Annotated in this window: 16 protein-coding genes; 9 read left to right on the top strand and 7 right to left on the bottom strand. The window is 75.8% G+C overall.

Annotated features, from left to right (window positions below):
* Nucleotides 1-129: 129 nt before the first annotated feature.
* Nucleotides 130-879 carry a TetR/AcrR family transcriptional regulator gene (locus tag MCM47_RS14245; RefSeq protein WP_238861939.1) on the bottom strand — a complete coding sequence of 250 codons (750 nt, stop codon included), beginning with the start codon at nt 877-879 and terminating at the stop codon, nt 130-132.
* Between the two features lie 157 nt (nt 880-1,036).
* Between MCM47_RS14245 and MCM47_RS14240 the strand changes: the two genes are divergently transcribed.
* Both MCM47_RS14240 and MCM47_RS14235 read left to right on the top strand, forming a co-directional pair.
* Nucleotides 1,037-2,647, top strand: a complete 1,611-nt coding sequence (locus MCM47_RS14240) for a CocE/NonD family hydrolase (RefSeq protein ID WP_374209126.1) — start codon at nt 1,037-1,039, stop codon at nt 2,645-2,647.
* A 313-nt stretch (nt 2,648-2,960) separates the two neighbouring features.
* Nucleotides 2,961-3,509 carry a hypothetical protein gene (locus MCM47_RS14235; protein ID WP_238861937.1) on the top strand — a complete coding sequence of 183 codons (549 nt, stop codon included), beginning with the start codon at nt 2,961-2,963 and terminating at the stop codon, nt 3,507-3,509.
* 457 nt (nt 3,510-3,966) lie between these two features.
* Here MCM47_RS14235 and MCM47_RS14230 read toward each other — a convergent pair whose 3' ends face one another.
* Complete coding sequence (locus tag MCM47_RS14230) at nt 3,967-4,956, bottom strand: YafY family protein (RefSeq protein ID WP_238861936.1); 990 nt, start codon at nt 4,954-4,956, stop codon at nt 3,967-3,969.
* Between the two features lie 93 nt (nt 4,957-5,049).
* Here MCM47_RS14230 and MCM47_RS14225 point away from each other — a divergent pair, with 93 nt between their 5' ends.
* Entirely contained in the window at nt 5,050-5,448 is a 399-nt protein-coding gene (locus MCM47_RS14225) for a VOC family protein (protein WP_238861935.1), read from the top strand.
* Nucleotides 5,449-5,502: 54 nt separating this feature from the next.
* Here the strand turns inward: MCM47_RS14225 and MCM47_RS14220 are convergent, their stop codons facing one another.
* On the bottom strand, nt 5,503-6,012 hold the full coding sequence (locus MCM47_RS14220; RefSeq protein ID WP_238861934.1) for a DinB family protein: 510 nt from the start codon (nt 6,010-6,012) through the stop codon (nt 5,503-5,505).
* A gap of 334 nt (nt 6,013-6,346) precedes the next feature.
* Between MCM47_RS14220 and MCM47_RS14215 the strand changes: the two genes are divergently transcribed.
* The 6 genes from MCM47_RS14215 to MCM47_RS14185 all read left to right on the top strand — a co-directional run bounded on the left by MCM47_RS14215 (nt 6,347) and on the right by MCM47_RS14185 (nt 15,079).
* Nucleotides 6,347-8,314, top strand: coding sequence for a phage tail sheath subtilisin-like domain-containing protein (locus MCM47_RS14215; protein ID WP_238861933.1), 1,968 nt, complete (start codon nt 6,347-6,349; stop codon nt 8,312-8,314).
* 37 nt (nt 8,315-8,351) lie between these two features.
* Nucleotides 8,352-8,861: a phage tail protein gene (locus tag MCM47_RS14210; RefSeq protein ID WP_238861932.1), complete on the top strand. Its 510-nt coding sequence runs from the start codon at nt 8,352-8,354 to the stop codon at nt 8,859-8,861.
* A gap of 13 nt (nt 8,862-8,874) precedes the next feature.
* Nucleotides 8,875-9,822, top strand: a complete 948-nt coding sequence (locus MCM47_RS14205; RefSeq protein WP_238861931.1) for a hypothetical protein — start codon at nt 8,875-8,877, stop codon at nt 9,820-9,822.
* Nucleotides 9,823-11,070: 1,248 nt separating this feature from the next.
* On the top strand, nt 11,071-12,516 hold the full coding sequence (locus MCM47_RS14195; RefSeq protein WP_238861930.1) for a DUF4255 domain-containing protein: 1,446 nt from the start codon (nt 11,071-11,073) through the stop codon (nt 12,514-12,516).
* Nucleotides 12,513-14,801, top strand: a complete 2,289-nt coding sequence (locus MCM47_RS43255) for an ATP-binding protein (protein WP_238861929.1) — start codon at nt 12,513-12,515, stop codon at nt 14,799-14,801. Before MCM47_RS14195 ends, MCM47_RS43255 begins: the two co-directional genes overlap by 4 nt.
* A complete protein-coding gene (locus tag MCM47_RS14185; protein WP_238861928.1) occupies nt 14,798-15,079 on the top strand; it encodes a hypothetical protein in 282 nt (93 codons plus the stop codon). The genes MCM47_RS43255 and MCM47_RS14185 overlap by 4 nt, the downstream gene beginning before the upstream one ends.
* A gap of 56 nt (nt 15,080-15,135) precedes the next feature.
* On the opposite strand, the gene MCM47_RS14180 is transcribed toward MCM47_RS14185, so the two are convergent.
* Genes MCM47_RS14180 through MCM47_RS14165 form a run of 4 tightly spaced genes read right to left on the bottom strand, consistent with a single transcriptional unit; the run spans nt 15,136 to nt 24,380 of the window.
* Nucleotides 15,136-20,859, bottom strand: a complete 5,724-nt coding sequence (locus MCM47_RS14180) for a DUF4157 domain-containing protein (protein WP_238861927.1) — start codon at nt 20,857-20,859, stop codon at nt 15,136-15,138.
* Nucleotides 20,856-21,704 (bottom strand): glycosyltransferase family 2 protein, encoded by an 849-nt coding sequence (locus tag MCM47_RS14175; RefSeq protein ID WP_238861926.1) that lies wholly within the window; start codon nt 21,702-21,704, stop codon nt 20,856-20,858. Before MCM47_RS14175 ends, MCM47_RS14180 begins: the two co-directional genes overlap by 4 nt.
* Nucleotides 21,694-23,568 carry a glycosyltransferase gene (locus MCM47_RS43250; protein WP_238861925.1) on the bottom strand — a complete coding sequence of 625 codons (1,875 nt, stop codon included), beginning with the start codon at nt 23,566-23,568 and terminating at the stop codon, nt 21,694-21,696. Before MCM47_RS43250 ends, MCM47_RS14175 begins: the two co-directional genes overlap by 11 nt.
* On the bottom strand, nt 23,562-24,380 hold the full coding sequence (locus MCM47_RS14165; protein ID WP_238861924.1) for an aminoglycoside adenylyltransferase domain-containing protein: 819 nt from the start codon (nt 24,378-24,380) through the stop codon (nt 23,562-23,564). Before MCM47_RS14165 ends, MCM47_RS43250 begins: the two co-directional genes overlap by 7 nt.
* Between the last annotated feature and the right edge of the window lie 3 nt (nt 24,381-24,383).

Genomic DNA, 24,383 nt, shown 5'->3' with positions numbered 1-24,383 from the left:
CGAACAGGGCAAATTCTCTGCTCAGTTGCTTCAGTCCGTCCCTGTCCGGCATGCCCGATCTTGCGGCGCCGGAGTTCGCCGACCGTGTGCGCCTTGCGATGGCTGTTGACCGGCCGGCGCGAGGGTCAGCTACGCGGGGTCCGGCGCGATGCCATTGATCACGCGGTCGAGGAGGCGATCGAAGACTGCCTGGGGGTTCTGGTCGCCGCCCGGTATGGCCAGGGCCTGGGCGAGGTGGGGGTAGCGGCCGTCGGCGACGGCGGCGCGGAGGTAGCGGGCCTGGGCGTCGAGGAGTTCGCCGGGGCTCCGCCCTGCGGCTTCGACGGCGCGCTGCTGGGCGAGTTCGTACGACATGTGGCTGGCCACGAACCCGGTGAGGAGGCTGAAGGTCTCCAGTCGGGCCTGGGCGTCCAGGCCGGTGGGGATCATCACGGCGAGCACGTGGTCCAGGACGGCGAGGGTGTTCGGGCCCAGGGTCTGCCGAGCTGGGAGCGCAGCGGGAAGCCACGGGTGGCGCCGCATGATGGCGCGTTGCTCGTGCGCGATCCGCCGGAGGTCCGAGCGCCAGTCACCGGTGGGCATGGCCGGCAACCGGTGATCGCCGCTCACTTCGTCGATCATCAGCTCCAGCAGCGTCTCCTTGTTGGGGACGTAGCTGTACAGGGACATGGTTCCGGCCCCGAGCCGGGCCGCGACCGCGCGCATCGTGACGGCGGCGAGCCCTTCGGCATCGGCGATGGCGACGGCGGTCGCCGTGATCTCGGCACGGCTGTGGGCGGGTGGCCTGCCGCGACGCGGGCGTTCGGACACCGACCAGAGCGCCTCCGGATCCACCCCGGCGCGACCGCCCGACGGGGCCGCCGAATCTGCGCGGGCCATCGTGATCTCCCTCCTTCTGACGGTCAATCCAAGCATGAGCTATTCTCGTACATCGTACGGGAAGTGAGAGACCGCCCGCCCCTCCCAGAAACGAGGCACCGTGACGATGCCCACGCACCGCCCAGTCGGGAAGAAGCCGCCCCTGAGCACCAGGGCCATGCGGCGGTCCATGAGGGGATTGCCTCCCAAGCTGCACGACATCGCCTACGACCCCGGTCTCGTCGTACCCGCAGCAGACGGCAGCCCCCTGCTGACCGACCACTACTTCCCGCTCGGCGACGGCGACTTCCCCACACTGCTGGTGCGCTCGCCCTACGGCCGGGGATTCCCCTGGGCGCCGATGTACGGAGTGCTCCTCGCCGAGCAGGGCTTCCACGTCGTCCTCCAGAGTTGCCGCGGCACCGGCGGCTCCGGCGGCGACTTCCACCTCTGGCGCAACGAGGCCGCCGACGGCCGGGCCAGCGTCGCCTGGCTGCGCCAGCAGCCCTGGTTCTCGGGCGTTCTGGGGACCATCGGCCCCAGCTACCTCGGCTACGTCCAGTGGGCGCTGGCCCTGGATCCGCCTCCGGAGCTGCGCGCGATGGTGGTCCAGATCGGCATGCACGATCCGCACGGCTTCTTCCACCCCGGAGGCGCGTTCTCGCTGGAGAACGCGCTCGTCGTCGCCATGGGCCTCTCCACCCAGCACCAAGGTGTACCGAGCTTCCTGCGGGCGAGCCTGCGGCTGCAGCGCCATCTGCGAAGGGCTGCCGCCGACCTCCCCCTCGTCGAGGCATACCGGCCTGCCCTCGGAGGACCGGTGCCGTTCCTCGACGGGGCCATGGCGCACCCCGATGCCGGGGATGTCCACTGGGACGGCGCGGACGTGGGGTCCGCCGCCGACGGGCTGAGGGTGCCGACCGCCCTGATAGGCGGCTGGCACGACGTGAATCTCCACCAGACCTTGCAGCAGTACGAGCGGCTGCGGCGTGCCGACTGTGCAACAGCCCTGTTCGTCGGCCCCTGGTCGCATCAGTCGGCGCTCCAGCAGGGCTGGCCCGAGGTCTTCACCGAAAGCCTCGCCTGGCTGAGGGCCCACCTGTGCGACGACCCGTCCGCCCTGCGGCCGACAAGGGTTCGCGTCCACGTCGGAGGCCGAGGAGCCTGGCGGGATCTGCCCGACTGGCCACCGGTCCTCCAGAGCCGACACTGGTACATCCACACCGACGGCGCCCTGACGCACCGAGCGCCCGAGGACTCGACCGAGCCGCTGTCCTTCCGCTACGACCCGGCCGACCCGACCCCCTCCCTCGGCGGTGCCCTGGCCGGCGGGAAGGCCCCACAGGCGGACAACCGCCCCCTGGAGGCACGCAAGGACGTCCTGACCTTCACCACGGCACCGCTCCCCGAACCGGTCACCATCCTCGGACCGGTGAGCGCGGTCCTGCAGATCAGCACGGACACCGGCCACGCCGACGTGTTCGCCCGGCTGTGTGACGTCGACCCCCGGAACCGTTCCACCAACGTCTGCGACGGCCTTCGACGGCTCAAGGCCGGCGAGGGGGACCCGGCCACCGTCACCGTGGCCATGAGCTCCACCGCCTACCGATTCCCCGCCGGACACCGGATCCGCCTGCAGATCAGCGGTGGAGCCCACCCACGCTTCGCCCGCAACACCGGAACCGGCGAGCCCGTGGCAACGGCCACCCGCCTCGCAGCGGTTCGGATCTCGCTCCACCACCCGTCAGCGCTCGTGCTCCCCATCGCGGAGGAGGCCGCAGCTCCCTAGGCGTCGCCGCCCTCCTCATCGGGCGACGGTTCGCGCAGCGGCCGTCGCCCGGCCTCCTGCGGGCGGAAGAACGGACGAACCGTGAAGGCGCCGCCGGCGACGGTGGCCAGCGGGGGCGGCCCCCGGGGCAGCGGCCGGGAACGGATGGGGGGACGACTCGGAGCACCACCGTGGACTAGGTTGATCTCCGACAGCAGTCACTCGTCGGGACGAGGCGCTCGGCTGTCCGTACCCGGGTCCGGCCGTCCCCAGACGCCGGCCGGCCCCGCCCCGGCGCCCCGTCCGTCCCCGGCCCGCGAAGGGATCAGCAGCCGTGAACCGTACGACCGTAGGTGGGCCGGAGATCGGTGGCGGGCGGGGCGCCGGCGGCGTCGTCGTCCTCGCCGACCCGGCCGGGGCCGGGAGCGGCACGGTCGCGCCCCTGCTGGCGGACGCGCTGCACCCGAGCGTCCACCTGCGGGCGGACGACTTCCAGCGGGCGGTGCGGCAGGGCTTCGTGCCGGCGCACCTGCCCGAGGCCCGGCGGCAGAACGCGACGGCCCTGGCGGCTGCGGCCCAGGCCGCGTTCGCCTTCGCGACGGGCGGCTACCAGGTGGTCGTGGAGGCCGCGGTCGCACCGTCGGCCCTGGACGCCTTCCGCCGCGAGAGCCGGGCGACCGGCGCGGCCCTGCACTACGTGGTCCTGCGCGCACCGGGCGAGCCCGCCGACCTGGGGGCGCTGGAGCGCCACGCGGTGGGCGCCCCCACCGCTGCCGACGGTGCCGCCGCTGCCGACGCGGGCGCCGGTGCGGCCGACCCGGCCTCGACCGCCGCCACCGTGCTGACCGGCCTGGCCCGGGGGACGTTCCTGCTCGGCTGGTGACGGCCCGGCCGTCGGTGACGGCCGCCGGTCGTGACGGCCCGGCGGCCCCGGCGGCCCGCCTGCTCGACGCGAGGCGTCCCCGGCCGCCACCGACACCGTGCGCCCCGGCCGTCGCTCTCCCACGAGGACGGCCGCCGGGGGCGCCGTGTCGACCGGTTCCCGTCAGGGTTCGGGAGCCGGCGGTCCGAGAGATCCGGCCGCTCGCTGCGCGTCCCACGGCCGCGAGGCGTCCGCCCGATCGGCACCCGGACGGCCGTGGCCGACCAGGAGCGGGGAACCGGCGCCCGTACGGGGGATCCGGGCGCCGGTCGGCGGTGCCGCCACCCGGGGATACGGACGGCACCACCCGCACGGTTCACCGCGGTCGCGACGGATCGGCAGGTCGGGCGTGCGCGCGGTGCGGAGGAACGCGCGCCGCACCCCGCGCCGGGGGACGCCCGATGACCGGCCCTCGCCGTCAGGCTCGGCGGGCGTGGGACGCGAGGCGGTCCGCGAGCGCGACGACGAGGTCGCGCAGTTCGTCGGGGCGTTCGATGACGAACGGCCGGTCGAGTGCGGCGAGCACCCGGGGCAACCAGTCGAGCCGCTGCGCCCGTAGCTCGACGCGCAGCCAGTGCTCGGCCGCCGGGTCCCGGCCGGCCACGGGCTCGTGCTCCTCCACGCTCGCGACGGCGGCGGGGAGGTGCGCGCGGATCTGCTCGACCGTCCCGTGGATCCGCAGGGTCACCTCGTGCCGGTACCGGGCCGTGGCGAATCCCGCCAGCACGCGCTCCGCGGGACCGGGACCGACGGGCGTGTCGAACGAGCCGGGCAGGGCCCTCGCGGCTGCCACGCGATCGAGCCGGAAGGTCCGGTCCTCGCCCGCCTGGGCGTCCCTTCCCGTCACGTACCACCGGCCCGCGTGGGCGACGATCCCGTACGCGTGCAGGGTGCGTTCGCTGCGCCGTCCGTCGCGGTCGGTGTAGCGGATCGAGACCGGTCGGCGGTGGCGCACCGCATCGGCGACGGTGAGCAGGAGCCCGGCGTCGGGGTGGTCCGGCTCGCCGGGCTCATCCGTGAAGGCGAGGGCCTCCAGGAGGCTGTCGAGCCGGCGGGCGACGTGCTTGGGCAGCACCTGCCGGATCTTCGCCGACGCCGTCTCGTTGGCCGTGCGCTCCGTCGTCGTCAGCCCTGCCCGGCGGCCGGCGAGCAGGCCGAGCAGCACGGCCAGCGCCTCGTCGTCGCTGAGCATGAGCGGCGGCAGGCGGTACCCGGGAGCCAGCCGGTACCCGCCGTACCGGCCGCGCACCGACTCGACGGGCACGTCCAGCTCGATCAGGTGGTCCACGTAGCGCCGCACCGTGCGCCCTTCGACCCCGAGACGGTCGGCGAGCTCCGCCACGGTCCGGGTGCCGCCCGACTGCAGCAGTTCCAGGAGTGTCAGCACGCGGCCGGTGGGTCGTGGCATGTTCGCAGCCTAACGCGAATACCGGACCGATCCTGTCCCCTATCTCTCCTAGCCTGCGACGTGCACGCTTCCGGCACAGCCAAGGAGATTCCCATGGACTTCGTCTCGATCCGCATCGTCACCGGCGACGTCGCCCGCCTCGTCGAGTTCTACGAGCGAGCGACCGGGATCCAGGCGGTGCGGGCCACCGAGGACTTCGCCGAGCTCAGGACCGCGGGCGCGACCCTCGCGATCGCCGGCACCCGCACCGTCCCGCTGTTCGCCCCGGGCTCCGCCCGCCCTGCGGACAACCACAGCGTGATCACCGAGTTCCGCGTCGACGACGTGGACCATGTCCACCGGAACCTGACCGGCTTCGTCACCGACTTCGTCAACGAGCCCACCACGATGCCCTGGGGCAACCGGTCCCTGTTGTTCCGCGACCCCGACGGCAACCTCGTCAACTTCTTCACCCCCGTCACCCCGGAGGCCGTCGAGAAGTTCGCACGCTGACCCGGGCCCTGTCCGGCCGGCTGACCCCGGTCCCGTCCGGCCGGACAGGGCCGGCTAGGCACCCACCTCGCCGTCGATCGACTCGCGGAGGAAGTCGGCGTGGCCGTTGTGGCGGGCGTACTCGTGGATCAGGTGCAGCATCACCAGGCGCAACGAGACGTCCGACTCCCACTTCGGCATGTAGCCCGTCACGTCGAGCGACTCCGCCTCCCGTTCGATCCGGCGGGCGTGCTCGACCTCGGCCTCCCAGGCCGCGAACGCCGCCGCCCGGTCGGCCCCGCGGGCGTCGTAGGCGGCCTGGAAGTCGCCCTCGGGGGACCAGACGAAGGGGACGTCCTCCTTGTTGATCACCCGGCGGAACCACGTCCGCTCCACCTCGGCCATGTGCCGCACCAGGCCGAGCAGGGAGAGCGTGGACGGCGGGCTGGACTGCAGCCGGAGCTCCTCGTCGGTCAGCCCGTCGCACTTCATGGCCAGGGTGGCCCGGTGGTAGTCGAGGAAGCCGCGCAGCATCTCGCGCTCGCCGCCGGTCAGCGGCGGCGCGATCCGTTCGGTGGCCGTCATGGTGCGTCTCCCCGTTCTCGTGGCGGCGCCCCCTTGGCACCTCCGCCCCCGTACCACTACTGCGTCCCGCTCCTCGATGTCCACCGCATATCCGCGGGCCGGCGAGTCGAGGCGTGGTCGGGGCCCCGGCCCACCGCGCGGAGGCGCCAGGAGCCGCCGTCCGGCTGCGCAGGTCGGCCGGACCGGGCGGCGCGCGAGGTCGGCGGCGCCGCGCCGGGGGCGAGCGTTGACTCCGCAGAGGGGCTTTGACAGCCTGCTCACGGAGCGTCAGCACTGCGTCACCCAGGCCTGCACCAGGCGCCAGGCCCGCAGTCCGCGCGCCCGAGGAGGGCCGATGCCCGAGTTGCTGCATCCGGGCGTTTACGTGCTGGAAGCGCCCTCGGCGGTCAAGCCGATCGAGGGCGTGAGCACGTCGACGGCCGGCTTCGTCGGAGTCGCGGACAAGGGGCCCGTCCCGGGGTTCGCCATGCCGTTCGGCGAACCGCCGAGGCCGCCGCTGGTCACCAGCTTCGCCGAGTTCACCCGGCTGTTCGGTGGCTTCCGCACCGACAGCTACCTCGCCTACGCCGTCCAGGCGTTCTTCGACAACGGGGGCCGGCGCGCCTACATCGTGCGCGTCGTCACCGACGGCGAACCCGAGGAGGGGTACGGGTCCGACACCGGCAACGCCCGGCTGGCCGGCGTCGGGCTGCTCGACCGCGCCGAGACGAGCCCGACCCTCGGCGTGGTCGCCCGCTCGCCGGGTGCCTGGGCGAACACGGTGGCGTTGGCCGTCACCGAGAGCACCACGGATCCGCAGAACCTGTTCCGGCTCACCGTGTACGACGCCGGCCTTCCGGTCGAGTCCTTCGACGGGCTCGGCATGGACCCGGCCGGCGAGCGCTTCGTCGACACCGCGGTCAACGGGGCCTCGCAGTACGTGTACGTGAAGTCGGTCGTCCCGGAGGGGGTCTCCTTCGCGGACGCCCGGCCGGCCGCCACCGCGTCGGCGAACCTCCTCACGTTCGCCGACGCGGAGGGCAACGCCCTCTTCACCGCGTCGGCGCACATCTCGCTCGGCCGGCCGCTCAGTGTCCGCACCGTAGGCTCGGCCACGGACGACCCCCCGACCTTCTCCCTCCAGGTGCTCCGCGACGACCAGGTGCTGGAGAGCCACGAGAACCTCAGCATGGACCCGGCGCTCGGCAACTTCGTGGAGCGCAAGGTCAACGCGGCCTCCCGGCACCTGGTCGTCCGTGCCACCGATCCCGCGGCCGGTCCCCGCTCCCGCCCGGCCGACGGCACCGCCGCCTTCACCCAGCCGGCCTTCCCCGCCGGCATCTCCTTCCCCGGCGGCACCGTGTCGGCCGGAGCCGGCTCGGACGGCCGGGTACCCGCGCCGGGCGACAGTCACTTCATCGGGCGGGCCGACCGCGGGTCGGGCCTGCACGCCTTCGACGGCGTGACCGATGTGAACATCATCGCCGTCCCGGGCTCGGGCAACGACCTCACGGTCAGCGCAGGCATGGCCTACTGCCGCAACCGCCCGCTCCAGGACGCGTTCTTCGTCGCAGACGTGGGCGTGATCACCCCGGCGGACGCGCGGGTGCCCGGGGCCCGGCCCGACGTCGGGGACCGGACCGAGGCCCGCGACTTCGTCCGCGCGCTGTCCACGCCGACCGACTACGGCGCCGCGTACTACCCCTGGCTCCGCGTGACCGACCCGATCGGCAAGGGCCGCAATCCCACCATCGCGGTGCCGCCCTCGGGCGCCGTCGCCGGGCTGTACGCCCGGATCGACAACAGCCGCGGCGTGTTCAAGGCGCCGGCGGGCACCGAGGCGGGCCTGACCGGTGCGCTCGGCCTCTGCGACGACCTCCAGGACGCCGACCAGGACGTCCTCAATCCGGTCGGTCTCAATGCCCTGCGCCGCTTCCCGGGGTACGGCATCGTGGCCTGGGGCGCCCGTACGACGAGCACCGACGCCGCCTGGCGGTACATCCCGGTCCGGCGGACCGCCATCTTCCTGCGGGCCAGCATCCACCGGGGCATCCAGTGGGCGGTGTTCGAGCCGAACGACGAGCCACTCTGGTCCCAACTGCGGCTCAACGTGCGGGCGTTCATGCTCACGCAGTTCCGGGCCGGCGCCTTCCAGGGGGCGACGCCGGCTGAGGCGTTCTTCGTCGCCTGCGACGCCACGACGACCACGCAGCAGGACGTCGACAACGGGGTGGTCAACCTCCATGTCGGGTTCGCCCCGCTGAAGCCCGCCGAGTTCGTCGTGTTCACCCTCAGCCAGAAGGTCGACCAGTCGGCGGTGTGACCGTCGGCCGAGCCAGGAAAGGCCGGATCCCATGCGCATGAGTGCAAGCACCAACCGGTTCGACCCGTACCGCAACTTCCGGTTCAAGATCAAGTGGGACGGGCTCTACGTAGCCGGTCTGTCGAAGATGACCGGCCTCAAGCGTTCGACGGAGATGACGGAGTGGCGGGAGGCGGGCGAGAACATCGTCGCCCGCAAGCTCCCCGGCAAGACGAAGTACGAGGCGGTGACCCTGGAGGCGGGCATCACCTACGACACCGCCTTCGAGGACTGGGCCAACCTGGTCAACGACTTCGCCAGCCACAGCCGGACGGACCTCGGCGACTTCCGCAAGAACGTGACCGTCGACATGTTCAACGAGGCCGGGGTCAAAGCCCTCTCCTACAACCTCTACCGCGCCTGGGTCGCCGACTACCAGGCCGTACCGGACCTCGACGCCTCGGCCAACGCAGTCGCGATCACCACCGTCAAGCTGGAGTTCGAGTGGTTCGAGCGCGACGTCGCGGTGACGGAGGCCGCGGACCGTGGGCCGGCCCGCATCGGCTGACCCGGTCGCGCCCGTGCTCCCCCTCTCCGCCGGTCTGCCGGCGGCCGTCCCGAGCCCGGCCGACCCGACGACGCACCCCGCCCACCACAGCCACCGGCCGGTGGCCCTGCCGGCCGGTCTCGCGCTGGCCGGCGGGGAGCTCGTCGCCACCGCCTGGGTGCGGCCGCTCAACGGCGACGACGAGGAGTGGCTCGCGGCCCAGCCGCCGACCCGCGCCGGCGCCGCCGTCGTCAGCGAACTGCTCGCCCGCACCGTCGTCCGGCTCGGCCCCTGGGCACCCCCGCCGCCCGAGCGGCTGCTCGACCTGCCGATCGCCGACCGGGACCTCCTGCTGCTCGCCGTCCGGACCTCGACCTACGGCCACCGCTTCGACGTCGTGCTCTCCTGCGCTGCGTGCGAGCGACCCATGGACGTCTCCTTCGCCGCCGGCGACATCCCCGTCCAGTCCTGCCGGACGCCGGACGCGCCCCTGCCGACCGCCCTCCCGGACGGCCGCGGCGGCGTACTGGAGGTCGCCCTGCGCCCGCCGAACGGCCGGGACCAGGAGGCCGTGGCGGCCGCCGCCGCGGCCGGCGACCCCACCCCGCCGGTCGAACTGCTGCTCCAGCGCTGCCTGGTCGGCGTCGGCGGCGGGCCCGGCGGGGCGGACGGGTGGGAGCGGCTGCCGGTCCCGGCCCGCGGAGCCCTGGCCGCCGCGGTGGACGACGCGAGTGCCAAGGTCGAACTGGCGATGGACCTCAGCTGCCCCGAGTGCGGAGTCGACTTCGAGGCCGATCTCGACCTCGCCGGCTACGTGCTCGACGAGTTCCTCGCCCCCGCCGGCACGGTCCTGTACGAGCTGCACCTGCTCGCGACCGCCTACCACTGGAGCGAACACACCATCATGAGCATGCCGAGCCCGCGCCGGCGGGCACTCGCCGGCCTCGTCGCGCAGGACCTGCGGGCCAAGGGGCACGGGTGAGCGGGTACCTGGAGCGGTCGGCTGCCGCGGGCTCGCGGCCGTGGCGGTCCGCCCCGACGATGCGTCAGAGTGCCGCGGCCCGCATCGCCCGGAGCGGGCCGCCCGACGCCACGCGGGCGGACCCGGACGACGGGGCCGCGGGCCACCGGCCGGCCCCGCCCGGGGCCGATCCCGACCCGCGCGCGGAGCGCCCCGCCGGGCCGCGCCACGCGGACCGGACCCGGTGGAGCGCAGTGGCGGGTGGCGCTGCCCGCCACGACCGGCCCGGTCCTGGAGAGGTGCACCGCCCCGTTCCCGCGGACGGCGGGCGGTACCTCCGCGACGAGGAGGCGGCCGCGCCCCCGTCCCGGGGCACCACCGGGCACGCCGCGCCTTCCGGCGGCCGGGCGGCCGAGGCGCTCGACGCCCCCGGCCCCCACGACGCCCACGAACGTCCCCCCGGCTCCGCCGACCCCGACGCTCCGGGGCGACCGCGGACCGGTCGGCAGGTGAGGCCACCGGGGCCGCCCGCCCCCGGCCGGCCGACCCTGCCACCCGCTCCGTCCGCCGCCGGCGAGGCGACCACCCTCACGTCCCCCTCCGGGGCCGGCCCGGCCGGGCCGGTGACGGCTGCGCCGGACACTCCGGACCCACTCCCGCCGCCGAACTCCCCCGCGCCGCCCGCTCCGGCCCGAGCGCTCCGCACCGGCCCAGCCGCCGCGCCGGTGCGGCCGCTGCCCGCACCGGTCGGGGACGCCGCGCGGCCGGCCCCGCCCGAGCCGCCCGCCGCGGGCACGCCGAGTCGTACGGCCGCGCCGCCCACGGCCGCCGGCCCACGGTCGACCTCCAGCGCCCGGCCGGCTCGCCGCACCGGCGCCGCGCCCAGCGCCGGGCCCGCCGGGACGGCGGACGCGGAGCCGCACGACCCGGACGTCTCCCGCCCGTTCCACCCGCCCGGAACGCGGGCCCGACGTGCGGAGCCGCCGACCGGCACGCCCGAGCGCGGGGATCCGCCCGGGCTCCGGCCCGCCGACGCCGCCGCACCGGCTCACGGCGGGGGCCGCACGGTCGGCCCCGGCGCAGCGCAGTCCCCGCCCGGCCCGCCGCTCCCGCCGGTCACCGTCACCATCGGCCGGGTGGAGGTCACCGTCGTCCACCGGCCGATGGCCCCGCTGCCGGCACCGGCGGGCCCGGAGCGACACCCGGCCCCGACCCCGCGGGCAGGGTTCGCGATGTCGCCGTTCGATCGCACCCGGCTGGGCCGCTGACATGAGCGCCCAGGCCATCTTCGCCACCACCGCCGCCCTGCGCACCTTCCTCAGATCGGCCCTCTCCAGCGGCCGTTCGGTGACCCTGCTGCCGCCCGGGGAGGATCCGCCGGTCAACGGCAGCGGCGTGAACGTCTACCTATACCAGGTGGGTGAGAGCCCCTACCTGCGCAACTCCTCCTTCCCGGGGGACCGCGCCGGGGCCCCGCCCCGGGAACGGCCCGTCCTCTCGCTCGAACTCTCCTACCTGATCACGCCGTTCGGTCCCACCCCCGGCGCGGACGATGCGTCAGACGAGGCCCACGGCGCACTCGGCGAGGCGATGCTCGCCCTGCACGACGCGCCTGTCCTCAACCACGTGCACCGCAGCGGGTTCGACGCCGACACCGACCTGGCCGCCGTTCTGCGCGACTCGTTCGAGGAACTGCGGGTCCGCCCGCACCCCCTGTCCGTCGAGGACCTCTCGCGGATCTGGAGCACGATCGGCAAGCCCTACCGGCTCTCGGCCGCCTACCAGGTGTCGCTCGTGCAGCTGCGCGGAGCCGAGCCCACCGTCGCGGTGGCCCCGGTCGCCCGTGCCCGGGCCGTGGTCGACCCGCGCAGCGCACCCCGGGTGGCCGCGCTCGTGCCCGCGCGCGGGGCGGTGGCCACCCTCAGCGGCGGCGCCGTCGTCCCGGGCCGGCTCCGGCTCCAGGGCGAGAGCCTCGCCGCGCCCGGGCTCGCCCCGGCCGTCACGGTCGCCGGGGCGCCGGCCCACCCGGTCGGCCCGGCGACCGCCGAGTCCCTCACCGTGGAGCTCCCCCGCACCCCGCCCACCGGACCGCGGGCGGAGGTCCGGGTCGTCCTCGGCGGCCGGCCGAGCGGCGAGTCGCCGGCCTTCCGCATCGACCCGTGGGCCGCCGCGGTCACCCCGGTCCGGACGGCGTTCGGCGCTTCGGCGACCTCGGTCGTCGTCACCGGCAGCGGCCTGGCCGGCGCAGTCGAGCTGGTCGCCACCGACGCGACCGACGCGGTGCGCTGGAGCGTCCCGGTCGATCCGGCCCGCACGGACGACACGACGGCGGCCGCCGACCTGCCCGCCGGGCAGCCGGCCGGGCCCGAACCGGGCGCAGTGCCCAACGGGCGCTACGACCTGCGGGTCCGGCTCGCCGGCGGCGCCCTGACCAACCCGCGGACGTTCCTGGTGGTCCCGCTGCTGAAGCCGGTCACCGGAGCCGCTGACGGATCGGGGTACGACGCCGCACAGCGCCTCCTGACGCTGCGCGGCGCCCGCCTGGACGGGGCCGACGTCCGGCTGCGGGTCGACGGCGTCGAGTACGAGCTGGACGGGCAGCCCGACCCTGCCTCCTTCACCCACCGGTTCGCCCGGCCGCTTCCGGCCGGCGGGCACACCGTCGACGTGCTGGTCGACGGACTCCGCTCCGACACGATCGAGGTCTCCGCGTGACCGGCCCCCGGGAGGACGGTGCCCCGGACCCCGAGGCCGACGGCACGGGACCGGAGCTCGGATCCCCGGCCCCGGTCCGCGGCTTCGCCGACCACTGGGAGCACCTTCGGGCCGAGTTCGCGCTGCTCGACCACGCCCTGCAGGAGGTCGCCCGCCGCAGCCGGGCGCCGCTCCCCGGCGAGGAGCGGTCCCGGGACGAGGAGCGGTCCCGGGGCGAGGAGCGGAGCGATGCCGACGCCGGCACCGGCGGGCGGGCGAGCGCGCTCGCCGAGCTGCGCGCGCTGGCCGACGAGCGCGTGGCGGCGACACCGGTGCAGGTCCGGCTTCCCCTCGCCCGGCTGAGCACGGCCGCCGCGCTCACCCCCTGGGAGGTGACGCTGGTCGTCCTCTGCCTCGGCGTCGAACTCGACCCCCGCTACGGCCGGTTGTGCGGGTTGCTCCAAGGCGACCCCGCGCGCGGCCGGCCCGGCACCCTGCTCGCCCTCGACCTGCTGGGCGGCGGGATCGCCGAGCGGGCCGCCGGCCGCAGCGCTCTGCGCCCGACCGGCTCGTTGGTCGGCGCAGGGGTGCTCCGCCTGCTCCCCGATCCGCACGGCGGCCCCGGACAGTCGCTCGCGCTCACCGAGCACGTGCTGGACCTGCTGCTCGGACGACCGGCGCCGCAGTACCCGTGGCTGCGGACGGCGGCGCCGGGTCCGGCCGGCGCCGCCGACGAGCCCGACGAGCTCGGCCCCGTCCTGGGGGCGCTGGCGCGCGCCGCCGCGGGCCTGGTCCGCACCGGCGCCTGGGGGAACGGCCCGGCGGACGACCGTCTGGTCGCCTGTCTGCACGGCGCGCCCGACTCCGAACTCCGCGACGCCGCAGACCGGATCGCTGCGCGGCTGGGCACCGGCCTGGTCGTGCTCGACCTCGGCGCCGTCGACCGGGCGCTCCGTCCACCGGCCGAGGCCGTGCGCGAGGCCGCCCTCGTCGCGAGGATGGAGCCGGCGGTGCTGCTCGTGCTGCTCCCGGGTCCGGGACCGGCGGGCGTTGCGGGCCACCCGGCGGGGGCCGAGCCGTCCACCGCCGACCTCGACGGCGCGGTCCGCGACCTGGCGGCCGTCCTGGACACCACCGGGCGGCTCACCCTGGTCGCAGCGCCCCAGCCGCTGGTGCCCCCCGCCGCGACCGTGACGCCCTGGGTCAACGTCGCCGTGGCCCGGGCCCGCCCGGGCGACCTGGCCCGGCGCTGGCAGGCCGAGCTCACCGCCGCCGGGCTCACCGTGGACACCGCCGGTGTCGCGTCGCTCGCCTCGCGGTTCCGGGTGGGGCCTGCCGACATCGGCCGGGTGGTCGCCGGAGCCGCGGCGTCCGCCCGGCTGCTCGCCCGCCCGGCTGGCCTGGCGGACGTCGAGGCGGCCGCCCGGGACGGCTCGGGTGCCACGCTCGGCACCGCCGTCCGCCGGGTGCGGTCCGCGCTCACCTGGGACGACCTCGTCCTGCCGGCGGACCAGCGGGGCCAGCTCGGAGAGCTGGCCGATGCCGTCCGCAGCCGGAGCCGGGTGCTCTCGGACTGGGGCTTCGGGGACCGCAATCCGCGCGGCCGGGGCATCGCTGCGCTGTTCAGCGGCCCGCCCGGGACGGGCAAGACCCTGGCCGCCGAGATCATCGCCGCTCAGCTCGGCCTCGACCTGCTCGCCGTCGACCTCTCCGCCGCCGTGAGCAAGTACATCGGCGAGACGGAGAAGAACCTCAGCCGGGTGTTCGCCACCGCCGCCGAGACCGACGGGCTGCTGTTCTTCGACGAGGCGGACGCACTGTTCGGCAAGCGGAGCGAGGTGAAGGACGCCCACGACCGCTACGCGAACATCGAGATCAGCTACCTGCTGAGCAGGATCGAGGCGCACGACGGTGTGGTCGTGCTCGCCACCAACCTGGAGCGCCACCTGGACGAGGCGTTCCTGCGGCGCCTCGCCTTCTCGGTGAAGTTCCCGTTCCCGGGGGCCGCCGAGCGGCAGCGGATCTGGCGGGTGCAGATCCCGCCCGGGGCGCCGCTGGAACCGCTCGTCGACTGGGACCTGTTGGCCTCCTTCCCGATCGCCGGCGGCAGCATCCGCGGAGCCGTCCTGCACGCGGCGTACCGGGCGGCGGCCGCCTCCCGTCCGATCGGCACGGTCGGCCTGCTGGCCGGGCTGCGGCGCGAGCTCGAGAAGCTGGGCCGGGTGGCGGGCCCCGGGGACTTCGGCCCGTACTGGCCCGAGGTCGCCCGTGTCTCCGCCGAGGGCTGCCGGGCCGGCGTTCGGTGAGCGGCCTGGACCTGCGCGTCGACCGTCTGGTCCTCGATGTCGACGTGCCGTCCGAACACCGGCACCGGATCGACGCGATCACCCGCCGCGCCCTGGCGCTCTTCGCGGCGCTCGCCCCGGCGGAGCTGGTCCGGCCGCCCGCGCACCGCGGCGGTTCGCGGCTCGACGCGCTCTCCGCCGGCGAGGTGGCCGTCGACCTCACGCGCGAGGGTGACGAGGAGGTCGCCGGCCGGATCGCCCGGGCCTGGCTCGACGCGTTGCGCCTCACCCTCGGCTGACGGCGGCGCGACGTGCGTCAGGCCCGGTCGGTCCGCCGGGAGCGGGCGCGCCGGGGTCAGTCCGTGCCGGAGGGCGGCTCCGGCTCGTCGGTCTCGCGGAGGTCGCGGCTCTCGCCCGTGGCGCCGCGGGTGCGGAACTCCCTCCGGAACCGCCCGAGGACCGTGGACTTCTGGTCGTGGACGGCGGGCGGCAGCGCCAGGTAGTTCGAGGCGTCGTCCGCACCGCCGAGCCAGAGCTCGGCCACGTGGTCCACCTCCCAGACCCGCCCGTCGGTGGTGCGGGGCCATCCGTCGGTGAAGCCCTGGGCCTCCGCGTCCCGCACGGCCGCGCGGAACAGGGCGGTGTATCGGTCGCTGTAGGCGCCGGCCTCGATCCCCTCGCGGACCCGGCGGCGCATGGCGGCCGTGTTCGCGACGTCGACGCCCGCGGCCCGCGGTGACTGCGCGAGCGTCAGCGCATCGGCGGTCTCCAGGTGCCGCATGATGTCGCGTACCAGCAGCTCACCCACCGGGGTGGCGTTCAGCGGGGCGAGGCTCTCCTCGAACCACGCCATGATGCGGGCCCGCTCGCCGGGCTGGTCGAGGGCGATGTAGACCTCGAAGTCCCGCTTGGTGGCCCGGTCGGCCCGCCGGTCGAGCATGTCGTAGGCGGTCCGGACGTCCTGGTTCGGGTCGGCGGTCAACCGGGCCGCCAGCCGGTCCGCCTCCCCGGCGATACCGGTGAGCTCAGCCACCGCCTCCGGGTCCTTCGAGCGGCCGGCGATCCGTCGGGCGCGCGCCGCCAGTGCCCTGACCCGGTCGGCGTCGACCGGGCGCAGCGTGCTGCGCTGCTCCGGAAGGTCCTCGCGGATCCCGGCCAGCGCCCCCTCCACGGGTTGCCCGCGGCGCACCGCCTCCGCGAGGTCGCGCAGCACGGCGAGGTGGTGGTCGATGAGGGTGGCCGCCGCAGGGTCGTTCCCGGCCGTGCTCCGCCAGCGGTAGAGCCTCGCACGCAGTCGGGCGATCTCCGCGGTGGCTTCGGCCCTCGCCGCGGCGGCGGTCTCCCTCCCGGCGCGGGCCTCGGCCGCCGCAGCGGCTCTCCGGCGCCGGGCCGTTCCCGCCGCGGTGCGATCCTCGGACTCCGCTTCCGCGGACCCGGCCGGGCCGAGGCCTGCCTCGCTCAGGGAATCCTGCTCCCGCAGCCGGTAGTAGTCGTCGAGGTCCTGCACGATCCACTGGAACTCCGGGCTGGTCGGATCGACGTAGGTGGTCCGCTCCCCGTACTCGCGGCTGTACGCCTCGGGCGAGTCCACCTCGATCCGCTGCGCGGGCTCGCCGGGAGCGGCCGGTACCTCCACCACGATGCGTACCGGGTCCGTCGTCACGGTGACCCGGGTGATGCCGGTCGAACCGTCGGGACGGGTCGACTGGACGAACTCGGTGTGACGGCCGGTCCGGAAGGCCGCCCGCACGGCCAGTGCGACGTCGGCGGGGGCCGGCATCCGGCGGACGATGACATTCCCCGGGTTGGGGTGCAGGTGGACGAGCGCCTGCCAGCCGTCTCCGGCAGGGGACCGGACCGAGAACTCCGTGCCGGTCTGCACCGCGAACTCGCCGGTGTTCGGGTTGAAGAAGAGCCCCACCTCGGCACCCCTGGCGGCGGCAACCGCCTGGTCGTAGGTGGCGACGGCCTGCTCACCGGAGGTGGTCCGGCTGCCGAAGGCACCGGGTCGGGGCCGCGGGGCCGCCGGGTCGGCCGGCCCGGGCGGCCGCTCCTGCCCCAGCCGCACCCCGAGGATGTGGAGCGCGACGTCACGTTCGGCGGTGTTGACGTCGCCGCCCTGTGCCGGTGGGCGCTGCGCACGGGTGGTGCCGGCCGCCGTCCGCGGCTCACCGGCCGCTTCCTCCGGGTGCTCCGGGCCGGCCGTCCTGGGATCCGCGGCAGCGGCGGCCCGCCGGTCGGCGGCGAGCCGGCCCGTGGCCAGCTCCCGGCCCCACGCCACCTGGTCGGCGACCGCCGTCTCCGCCGGCCCGCCCGTGCCGGCGCCGGCGCCGCCCTCGGGCCTGGCCGCCGGCCCCTCCTCGGGGCGGGCGCCGGGGGCGGCGCCTTCGCGCACCGGCGGGCGGGGCGGCCCGCTGCCGTCGGCCAGGTGCTGTGCCTCGGACGCCCCGGTGCCCCGGGGCAGCGGCGGCTCGGCTTCGCCGGAGCCCGGCCGTTTGCCCGCCCCGTGCCCGATCCCACCGCCCGTGGTCACCACGGTGATCGCCCCCGACCTGAGCGCGCCGAGCAGGGCCCGCGCGCGGCGCGCATCGCGTTCGCCGTCGGAGAGGCCCTCGGCGTGGTCGATCTCGTTCCACTCCAGGGCCAGCTGGAGCGGGATGAGAACGGCGATCTGGAGGCCGCCGGTGAGGACCCCGTGGACGTGGAGGCCCCGTTCGGTCCGCTCCACCCGGTTGATCCAGCTCGGCAGCCTGCCCGCCGCCCGGCCGGTCTCGGCGACGTTCCGGGCGATCACCGTGCCCACGGAGAGGGTCGAGGCGATACCACCGACCACGCCCAGGACGTCGAAGACCGTCGAGAGCTCCCAGGTGTGGTCCGTCCGGTAGCGCCGGGCCAGCGAGTCGATGGCGGTGACGGCACCCGCGAGACCCCCGACGACGCCGACCGCCAGGGCCAGACCGCCGGTGGCGAAGATCCCGGCGATCTCCGCGACGATCGCGAGGTCGCGCAGCCGCTGCATGACCCGCTCGTGGGCACCCGGCGCGGACCGCATGGCCGTCTCGATCGGGACGGGGGCGCCGAGAGCCGTGGTGAGCTCCTGCGGCAGCCGGATCGCGAGGGTGCCGCGGCCGTAGCCGGAGCCCTCCGCGAACACCCGGAAGGCGTCCCGGATCGCGGCCACCTGGCCGGCGTGGCCGGGCAGCGCGCTGCGCCCGACGTGGACGTCCCGGCTGCCGGCGGCGGTGATGTCGACCAGTGCCCACCGCCGGTCGCCCTCTCGTGACTCCTTCAGCTCGCCGAGCATCGTCCGGACTTCGGTGACCTGGCCGTTCTCCTCGCTGGCGAGGGCAAGCCGGGGCCGGAAGTCGGTGACTCCGCCGACCGGTGCGAACCGGGCGTACTGCTCCCGCACCCAGCGCTCGTGCGAGCCCCCCTCGCCGGCGACGTGGGCGAGCTGCCGCTCCGTCTCGGCGATGAGGTCGTCGACCAGCCGTCCGGTCTGGATGAGTTCGATGTCGAGCGCGACCTCGTCGTCCGCCAGCTCCGACAGCGGGGAGCGCCGCGCGCGGTGGTCCCGCAACCGCCGGGCGGCGTCCAGTCGGTTGCGAAGCGCGGACACCGTCCGGGTGTAGGTCTCGAAGCCGCTCGCGTGCCCGGCGGCGACCAGCCGGGCGAGCTCGATCCGGGCCCTGGCGATGCGTCGGGGGTCGCCCGAGGCGATCGCCTTCTCCAGCTCCGCCCGGGCGGCGGCGAGCGAGCTCGCCTCGCGGTCGGCGCCCTCGGCGGCGCGGCTGCCGAGGGCTGCGATCCGGACCGGTTTGACGGCGTAGCTGGACGCGCGCCGCACGTGGTGGTCCGGGTCGGCGACCGCCGCGTCCGACCACTGCGGGGTGGCGACGCACCGCACCAGGAAGTCGCCTTCGTGGTCGAAGCTGATGGACCGTTCGTCCAGGGGCTTGGTGACGGTGTCGATGAAGCTCCCGGCGATCGACCCGACCACGCGTACGGTGTTGGACAGCCCGACGACCGCGAGGTAGGCGGCTCGCGCCGGCCAGGACCACTGCTGATCGCGCATCATGGCGAGGTCGTTCGCCTGGTCCTCCGCGATCGCCGCCTGGTCCCGGGTCAGGTTGGCTCCGAGGGCGTCGAACTCCGACTGCGCCCGGCCCGCACCGACCCGGGTGGTCCTGTTCTTCTCCGCGGCGTCCGCCCTGGTGGTGACCTCGATGACCTCCCAGTAGAACTGGACGGTCTGCATCCGGTTGAGGGCCTCGTCCTGAACGCCGAACGACAGGGCCGCGTAGTCGAGGTCCATGGCGAAGCGGTTGGTCGCCCCCGGGCTGCTGACCGCCGGATCCTGGGGGGCGGTGCCCACCATGGTCAGCTTCGCCGGGTAGCCCGGGGCGTTCGCACCGGTACGCCCGCCCGGTGCCCGCTCACCTGGGGTCCGGGCACCGACCGAGGCGCGCGCCTGGTCCTGGGCGTCCTGCACCGGCACCACCGCGCCGGACGCACCCGGGGGCGGCGGGGTGAACCCGGTGGTGTCGGCCCCGCCGGCGACCCGCTCGTGCCGACCCGGGTCGCGGGATTCCTGAAGTGCCTGCTCGGCGGCCTTCACCCGCCGGTCGAGGGAGGCCTCCGACTCGTTGCGACGGAGCGCGGTGGCGGTGGACGCCCGGTCGATCGTGATCCTGACTTCCGGCACCCCGGTCCGGCTCACGCCGACCTCGTACGTCGCCCGACCGCGCAGCACCGGAGGCGCGGCCGGCGTTGCGGTGGCAGCGCCGGTGCCGGCGGTCTCGGTGCCGGTCCCGGAGGTACCGGCGCCCGAGCCGCTGGAGCGCTCGGCGGTGCCGCCGCCGCCCGCGCCCTCCCCGCTCCCACCCGTGCCGGTGCCCTCGCCCCCCGTCCCGGCGCCGCCGGCCCGGCGCTTGCGGAGTCTGGCCGTAGCGTCCCGCGCCCACTCCGGGGCCTCCGCCTCGGTGCCGGACCCGCCCCGCGCCCGCCGGCGCAGCGACCGGGCCAGCTCCGGTGTGATCAGCACACCGGGCAGGAAGGCGAGGAGCGCGCTCTCCCCCGCCGGGCGGTCCGGCTTCGGCGCCGCGACGTAACGGCGGAACGACTGGACGGCGATGTTCTCGCCGCGCTGGCCGACGAACCAGATCCGACCGGTCCGCAGCTCGCGCAGGAGCAGCACCGGTGCGTCGAACATCACCGGCTTCGAGGTGTCCTGCTCGAACACGTCGCGCACCGTGCCGTCCGCGCGGATGACCACGATGTAGTTCTCCGCGTACACGAAGCACTCCGCGGGCTGCAGCACGTTCCGTGACACTCCGTCGGCCCGGGCCCGCTCGTCGAGCGTGACGGTCTTCAGCTTGCCGAAGAGCTGGGGAACCGCTCCGACGAGCGCCGCCGGGTCGGTACCGGTGTCGATCGGCTCGAAGTCGTCCTCCGCCGGCGCCCGCGTCACCGTCTCGTGCTGGACGCGGGCCCGGCCCTGGTGGGCCTGGACGGCGACGTGGGCGAGTTCGTGGGCGAGCAGTCGGCGGCCGGAGGCCGTTGCGGGGCCGTCCCAGCCGGCGCCGAGGACGACGTGCGCGCCGAACGCGTAGGCCCGGGAGCCGAGCGCCGCCGCGGCGCTCTCCGCCACGGCGCCGCGGTGGAGGCGGACCGGGCCCAGGTCCACACCGAGCACGGCCTGCGCCGCCTCCTGCAGCGGGGGCGGCAGCGGCTCGCCGGGGGTGCCGATGCCGGCGGCGGCCTCGGGTTCGGAGGGTCGACCGGTGGGCGGGGCCGGGTCCCGCCCACCGTCCCCGGTCCGCCCACCGGCGCCGGTCCGGCGGCCGGGCGCGGCAGGCGAAGGGTGCTGCGGGGCCGGCGCAACGGGCGGCGGGCCGGCCAGCAGGGCGGTCTCCACGACGGGGAGCAGGGCCTCCGCGACGGCGTCGGCGTGCCGCTCGGCCGCCTCGCCGTCCGCCCCGCGCGGGGCGGCGTGCAGAAGGTCCGCGACGGCCTCCGCTCGGTGGCGGTGGGCGGGCGGCGCGGCGTCGAGGGTTCGCGGTGCCCGGTCGCCGGTCACCGGCGGGGGCCTCGGCGCCGGCCGGCCGGGGCGGCGGGCGGGCCGGCGGGCGGCGGGGCCGGGGCGGCGGGCGGGCCGGCGGGCGGCGGGGCCGGGGCCGGTCCGCCCGCGGCCGCGCCGGAGGGCCGCAACCGCTCGTAGAAGACGCGGTCCGGCTCCGGCAGCCAGTCCGGCGCTGGCACCCGGCGCCACGGACCGCGCCCGTCCCGGTCGCCGAGCCCGCCGGCGTCGAAGCCCCAGGTGTTGCCCGGGTGGCGCACGCACAGGAAGCGCCCGCCCGCCGGCATCGCGACGAGCCTGGCGTGCCGGCGCAGCGCCGCCGCCGCGAAGTGGACGTCCTCACCGAGCGACGTGTCGGGAAAGCCTCCGCTGGTCAGCCACCAGCGCCGGGGGAAGGCCAGCGTTCCGCCGATCACCTGCCCCGCGAAGAGGCACCACTGCGGATCGTCGCACTCCCAGAACCACCCCGTCCGGGCGTCCAGGAAGACCGGGGTGCCGAGGCCGGTGAGGTCCGCCGTGCCGGCCAGCAGCGGGGCGGCCTGGGCGGAGACCCTGCCCGGCCCGTGCCAGTCGTCGTCGTCCCAGCCGACGACGATCTCGCCGCGCGCACCCTGCACCGCGATGTTGCGCTTGGCCCCGATCGACCGGGTGTGCGACAGCCGGAGGTAGCGCACGCGGGCGTCGTCGGGCATCAGGTCGGCCACCGCGTCACGGCCGTCGTCGACCACGACGAGCTCCAGGGCCGGGTAGTCCTGGGCGAGGAAGCAGGCGAGGGCCTTCGCGACGAACCCGCGCCGGTCCCGGGTGGGCATGACGCAGGTCACCAGGGGCGGTTCAGTGGGCATCGGCGGCACCTCCGGGGGGCGCCGGCCGGTCGGCGCCCCCCGACTCGACGGCCTGGGCGTCGGCGGAGCCGGCGTCCGGGGCCACCCCGGAGTCCGCCGCCTCCAGGGTCTCGGCCGAACTCAGCGAGGCGTAGAAGGCGAGGTCTTCGGCGGACAACGGGCCGAAGCCGTCGTACCGGCGCCAGCCGGCCGGCCCGTCGTCCGCCGTGAAGTCGAACCGCCAGGAGTTGCGCCCGTGCCGGATGTACACGTACGCGTCCCGGTTGCTGACGGCCTGGATGCGCGCCCCGGCATCCGCGAAGCGTCGCAGCAGGCCGAGGTCCTCGCCGACGGACGCGTCGGGGTAGCCGCCGACCTCCCGCCAGCAGTCCCGGGTGAAGGCGAGGGTCCCGCCGGCCAGCGACTCGACGGGTGCGTAGCGCGGCGAGGCCGCGGCCTGCTCCCTGGTCGACCAGACCTGCATGGTCCGCACCTCCAGCATCAGGTTGATCCCGATCCCGGAGACGTCGGCGGTCCCGTGCACGATGTCCTCGACCTGCCGGCCCACCCTCTGCGGGCCGTACCAGTCGTCGTCGTCCCACTGGACGATGACGTCGCCACGGGCCGTCTCGCAGGCGATGTCGCGCTTGCGCCCGATCGTCGCCCGTTCGCCGAGGCGTACGTACCGCGCCCACGCCAGACCGGCCAGCAGGTCCTCCACCGGCTCGGAACCGTCGTCCACCACCACGAGTTCGAGCTGCCGGTAGTCCTGCCGGGCCACCTTGCGCAGGGCGTGCTCGACGAAGCGGCGCCGGTTGAACGTCGGCATGATGCAGGAGACCAGCGGCCGGGCCGTTCCGGCGAGGGCCACCCGGGCGACCGACCGGGTCGGCGACGGCGCAGGCTCCGCCGGCACGGGCTTCCCGGCTCCGGGCCGGTCGCGCCCCGGGTCTCCGGGCAGCGGCGCCGCGGGGTTCCCGAGGCGCGCGGGGTTCCCCAGGCGCACGGGGTTCCCCGGTGGCACGGGCTTCCCCGGCGGTGCGGGCTTCACCTGCGGCGCTGGCTTCCCCGGTTGGGCGGGCTTCCCCGGCGGTACGGGCGGGCGGGTGACCGGGTGCGCACCCGGCCCCCAGTCGAGCGCCGCGGCCGCCCCCAGCAGCAGCTCGGCACTGCCGCGGGGGTAGGCCGCATGGCCCGCCTCGGGCTGGTGCCCTCCCGGACGGACCACGACCGCGAGGTGGGCGCCGCGCGGCACGTGGAACGCCGTCCCGGGGAGCCCGAGGACGAAGTGGCCGCCGTCCCGGGCCACCGCCCCGCCCCGGGCGGTGAGCGAACGGGCCGCCCAGGCCTGCCGGGTGAGGCAGACGGTGGCACCGAACAGGACCGGCGGCGAGAACCACGGAGCGGCGTCCCCGGCCCAGCTCTCGCCCGCGACCGGATCCCAGACGACGGCCGAGGCGGTCGCCGACAGCTCCCACCCGGTGCCGGTCAGCGCGGCGGCCTGGTACCGCAACCGCCAGGCCGGATACCAGGTGTCCGCCTCCCAGAGGGCGATCAGCGGCCCGCGCGCCACCGCGCAGCCGGCGTCCCGGGCGGCGGAGGCAGCCGTTCCCGGGGGCACGGTGACCGTACGGACGGGCGCTCCGGCCCCCTGCTCCCCGACGTGGCCACCGGGCGGCCCGCCGTCGGGCATGACGAGAACCAACTCGCGTGCGGGATAGTCCTGTTCGGCGAACAGGCGGACAGCTCGGGCGGTCACCGCCGGATCGCCCCCGACCAGGACGCACGAGACCCGCGGCGCGCCCGGCCCGGCCGGTGAGAGCTCCGGGGGCGTCGCCAGCCGCCGGGCCACCCGCTCGGGCGGCAGGCACTCGTCCGTCACCACGCCGCTCCCCTTCCACCGGGCGGCACGGTGCCGGGCCGGACCACCGCCGGCGGTGCCGAGGCCGCGCCGAGGCGCCCGGCCGTCTCGGCCAGGAACTCCTCCACCTCGACCAGGTCCAGGACCGGTCCAGCGCCGTCGATCTGCCACTGCAGTGCGGCGTCCACGAGCCAGGGGTCGCCGACCCGCTCGCGCGCCCACCGGCCGCCCGTGACCTTCGAGCAGATGACGCTCTCCGCGGCGTACCGCCAGTCCCGACAGGCGTTGAGCACCCGGTAGTGCGAGGGCATCCAGCGCAGCGAGAGCTCGGCCCGCAGCGCTCCCAGGTAGGTCCGGCGGTCCACCGGGGCGAAGACCTGGACGGGGGGCGGGCCCGCCAGGGTGATCCCGTGGTCGCGGCAGCAGGCGAAGTGCATCACCAGCCGCCGGTCGCCGCCCGGTTCGTCCTCCGCCGTCCGGGCCCGTCCGTGGAAGGTGAGCAGCTTCAGCTCGTACCTGGGTACGGGGAAGCGTCCGACCGCGGTGGCTGCCGTCACCACGACCAGGTCCATCCCCTTGACGGCGAACGGACGCGGCTCCTCCGCGATCCGCTGGCCGAGCGCGAGTGCCGTCCCGCGCGGGAGCGGGCCTGCGACCACGGCCACCACGTCGACGTCGCTGCGCCCGGGGTGGAACTCGCCGATCGCCCCGGAGCCGTACAGGTAGGCGCCGATCAGCTCGGTTCCCGGCGTACGCCGCAGGACTTCGACGCAGGCCCGCAGGTACCGGTCCGCGGCCGGGTCGAGCAGCCCGATGAGCGGAGCGCGGCCGCGCACCGC

Origin of the sequence: Kitasatospora sp. A2-31, assembly GCF_022288725.1 — a bacterium.
In the GTDB taxonomy this organism is placed as follows: Bacteria; Actinomycetota; Actinomycetes; order Streptomycetales; family Streptomycetaceae; genus Kitasatospora.
Note: the sequence above shows the minus strand (reverse complement) of the source record. Positions and strands in the feature narration are given on the sequence as shown.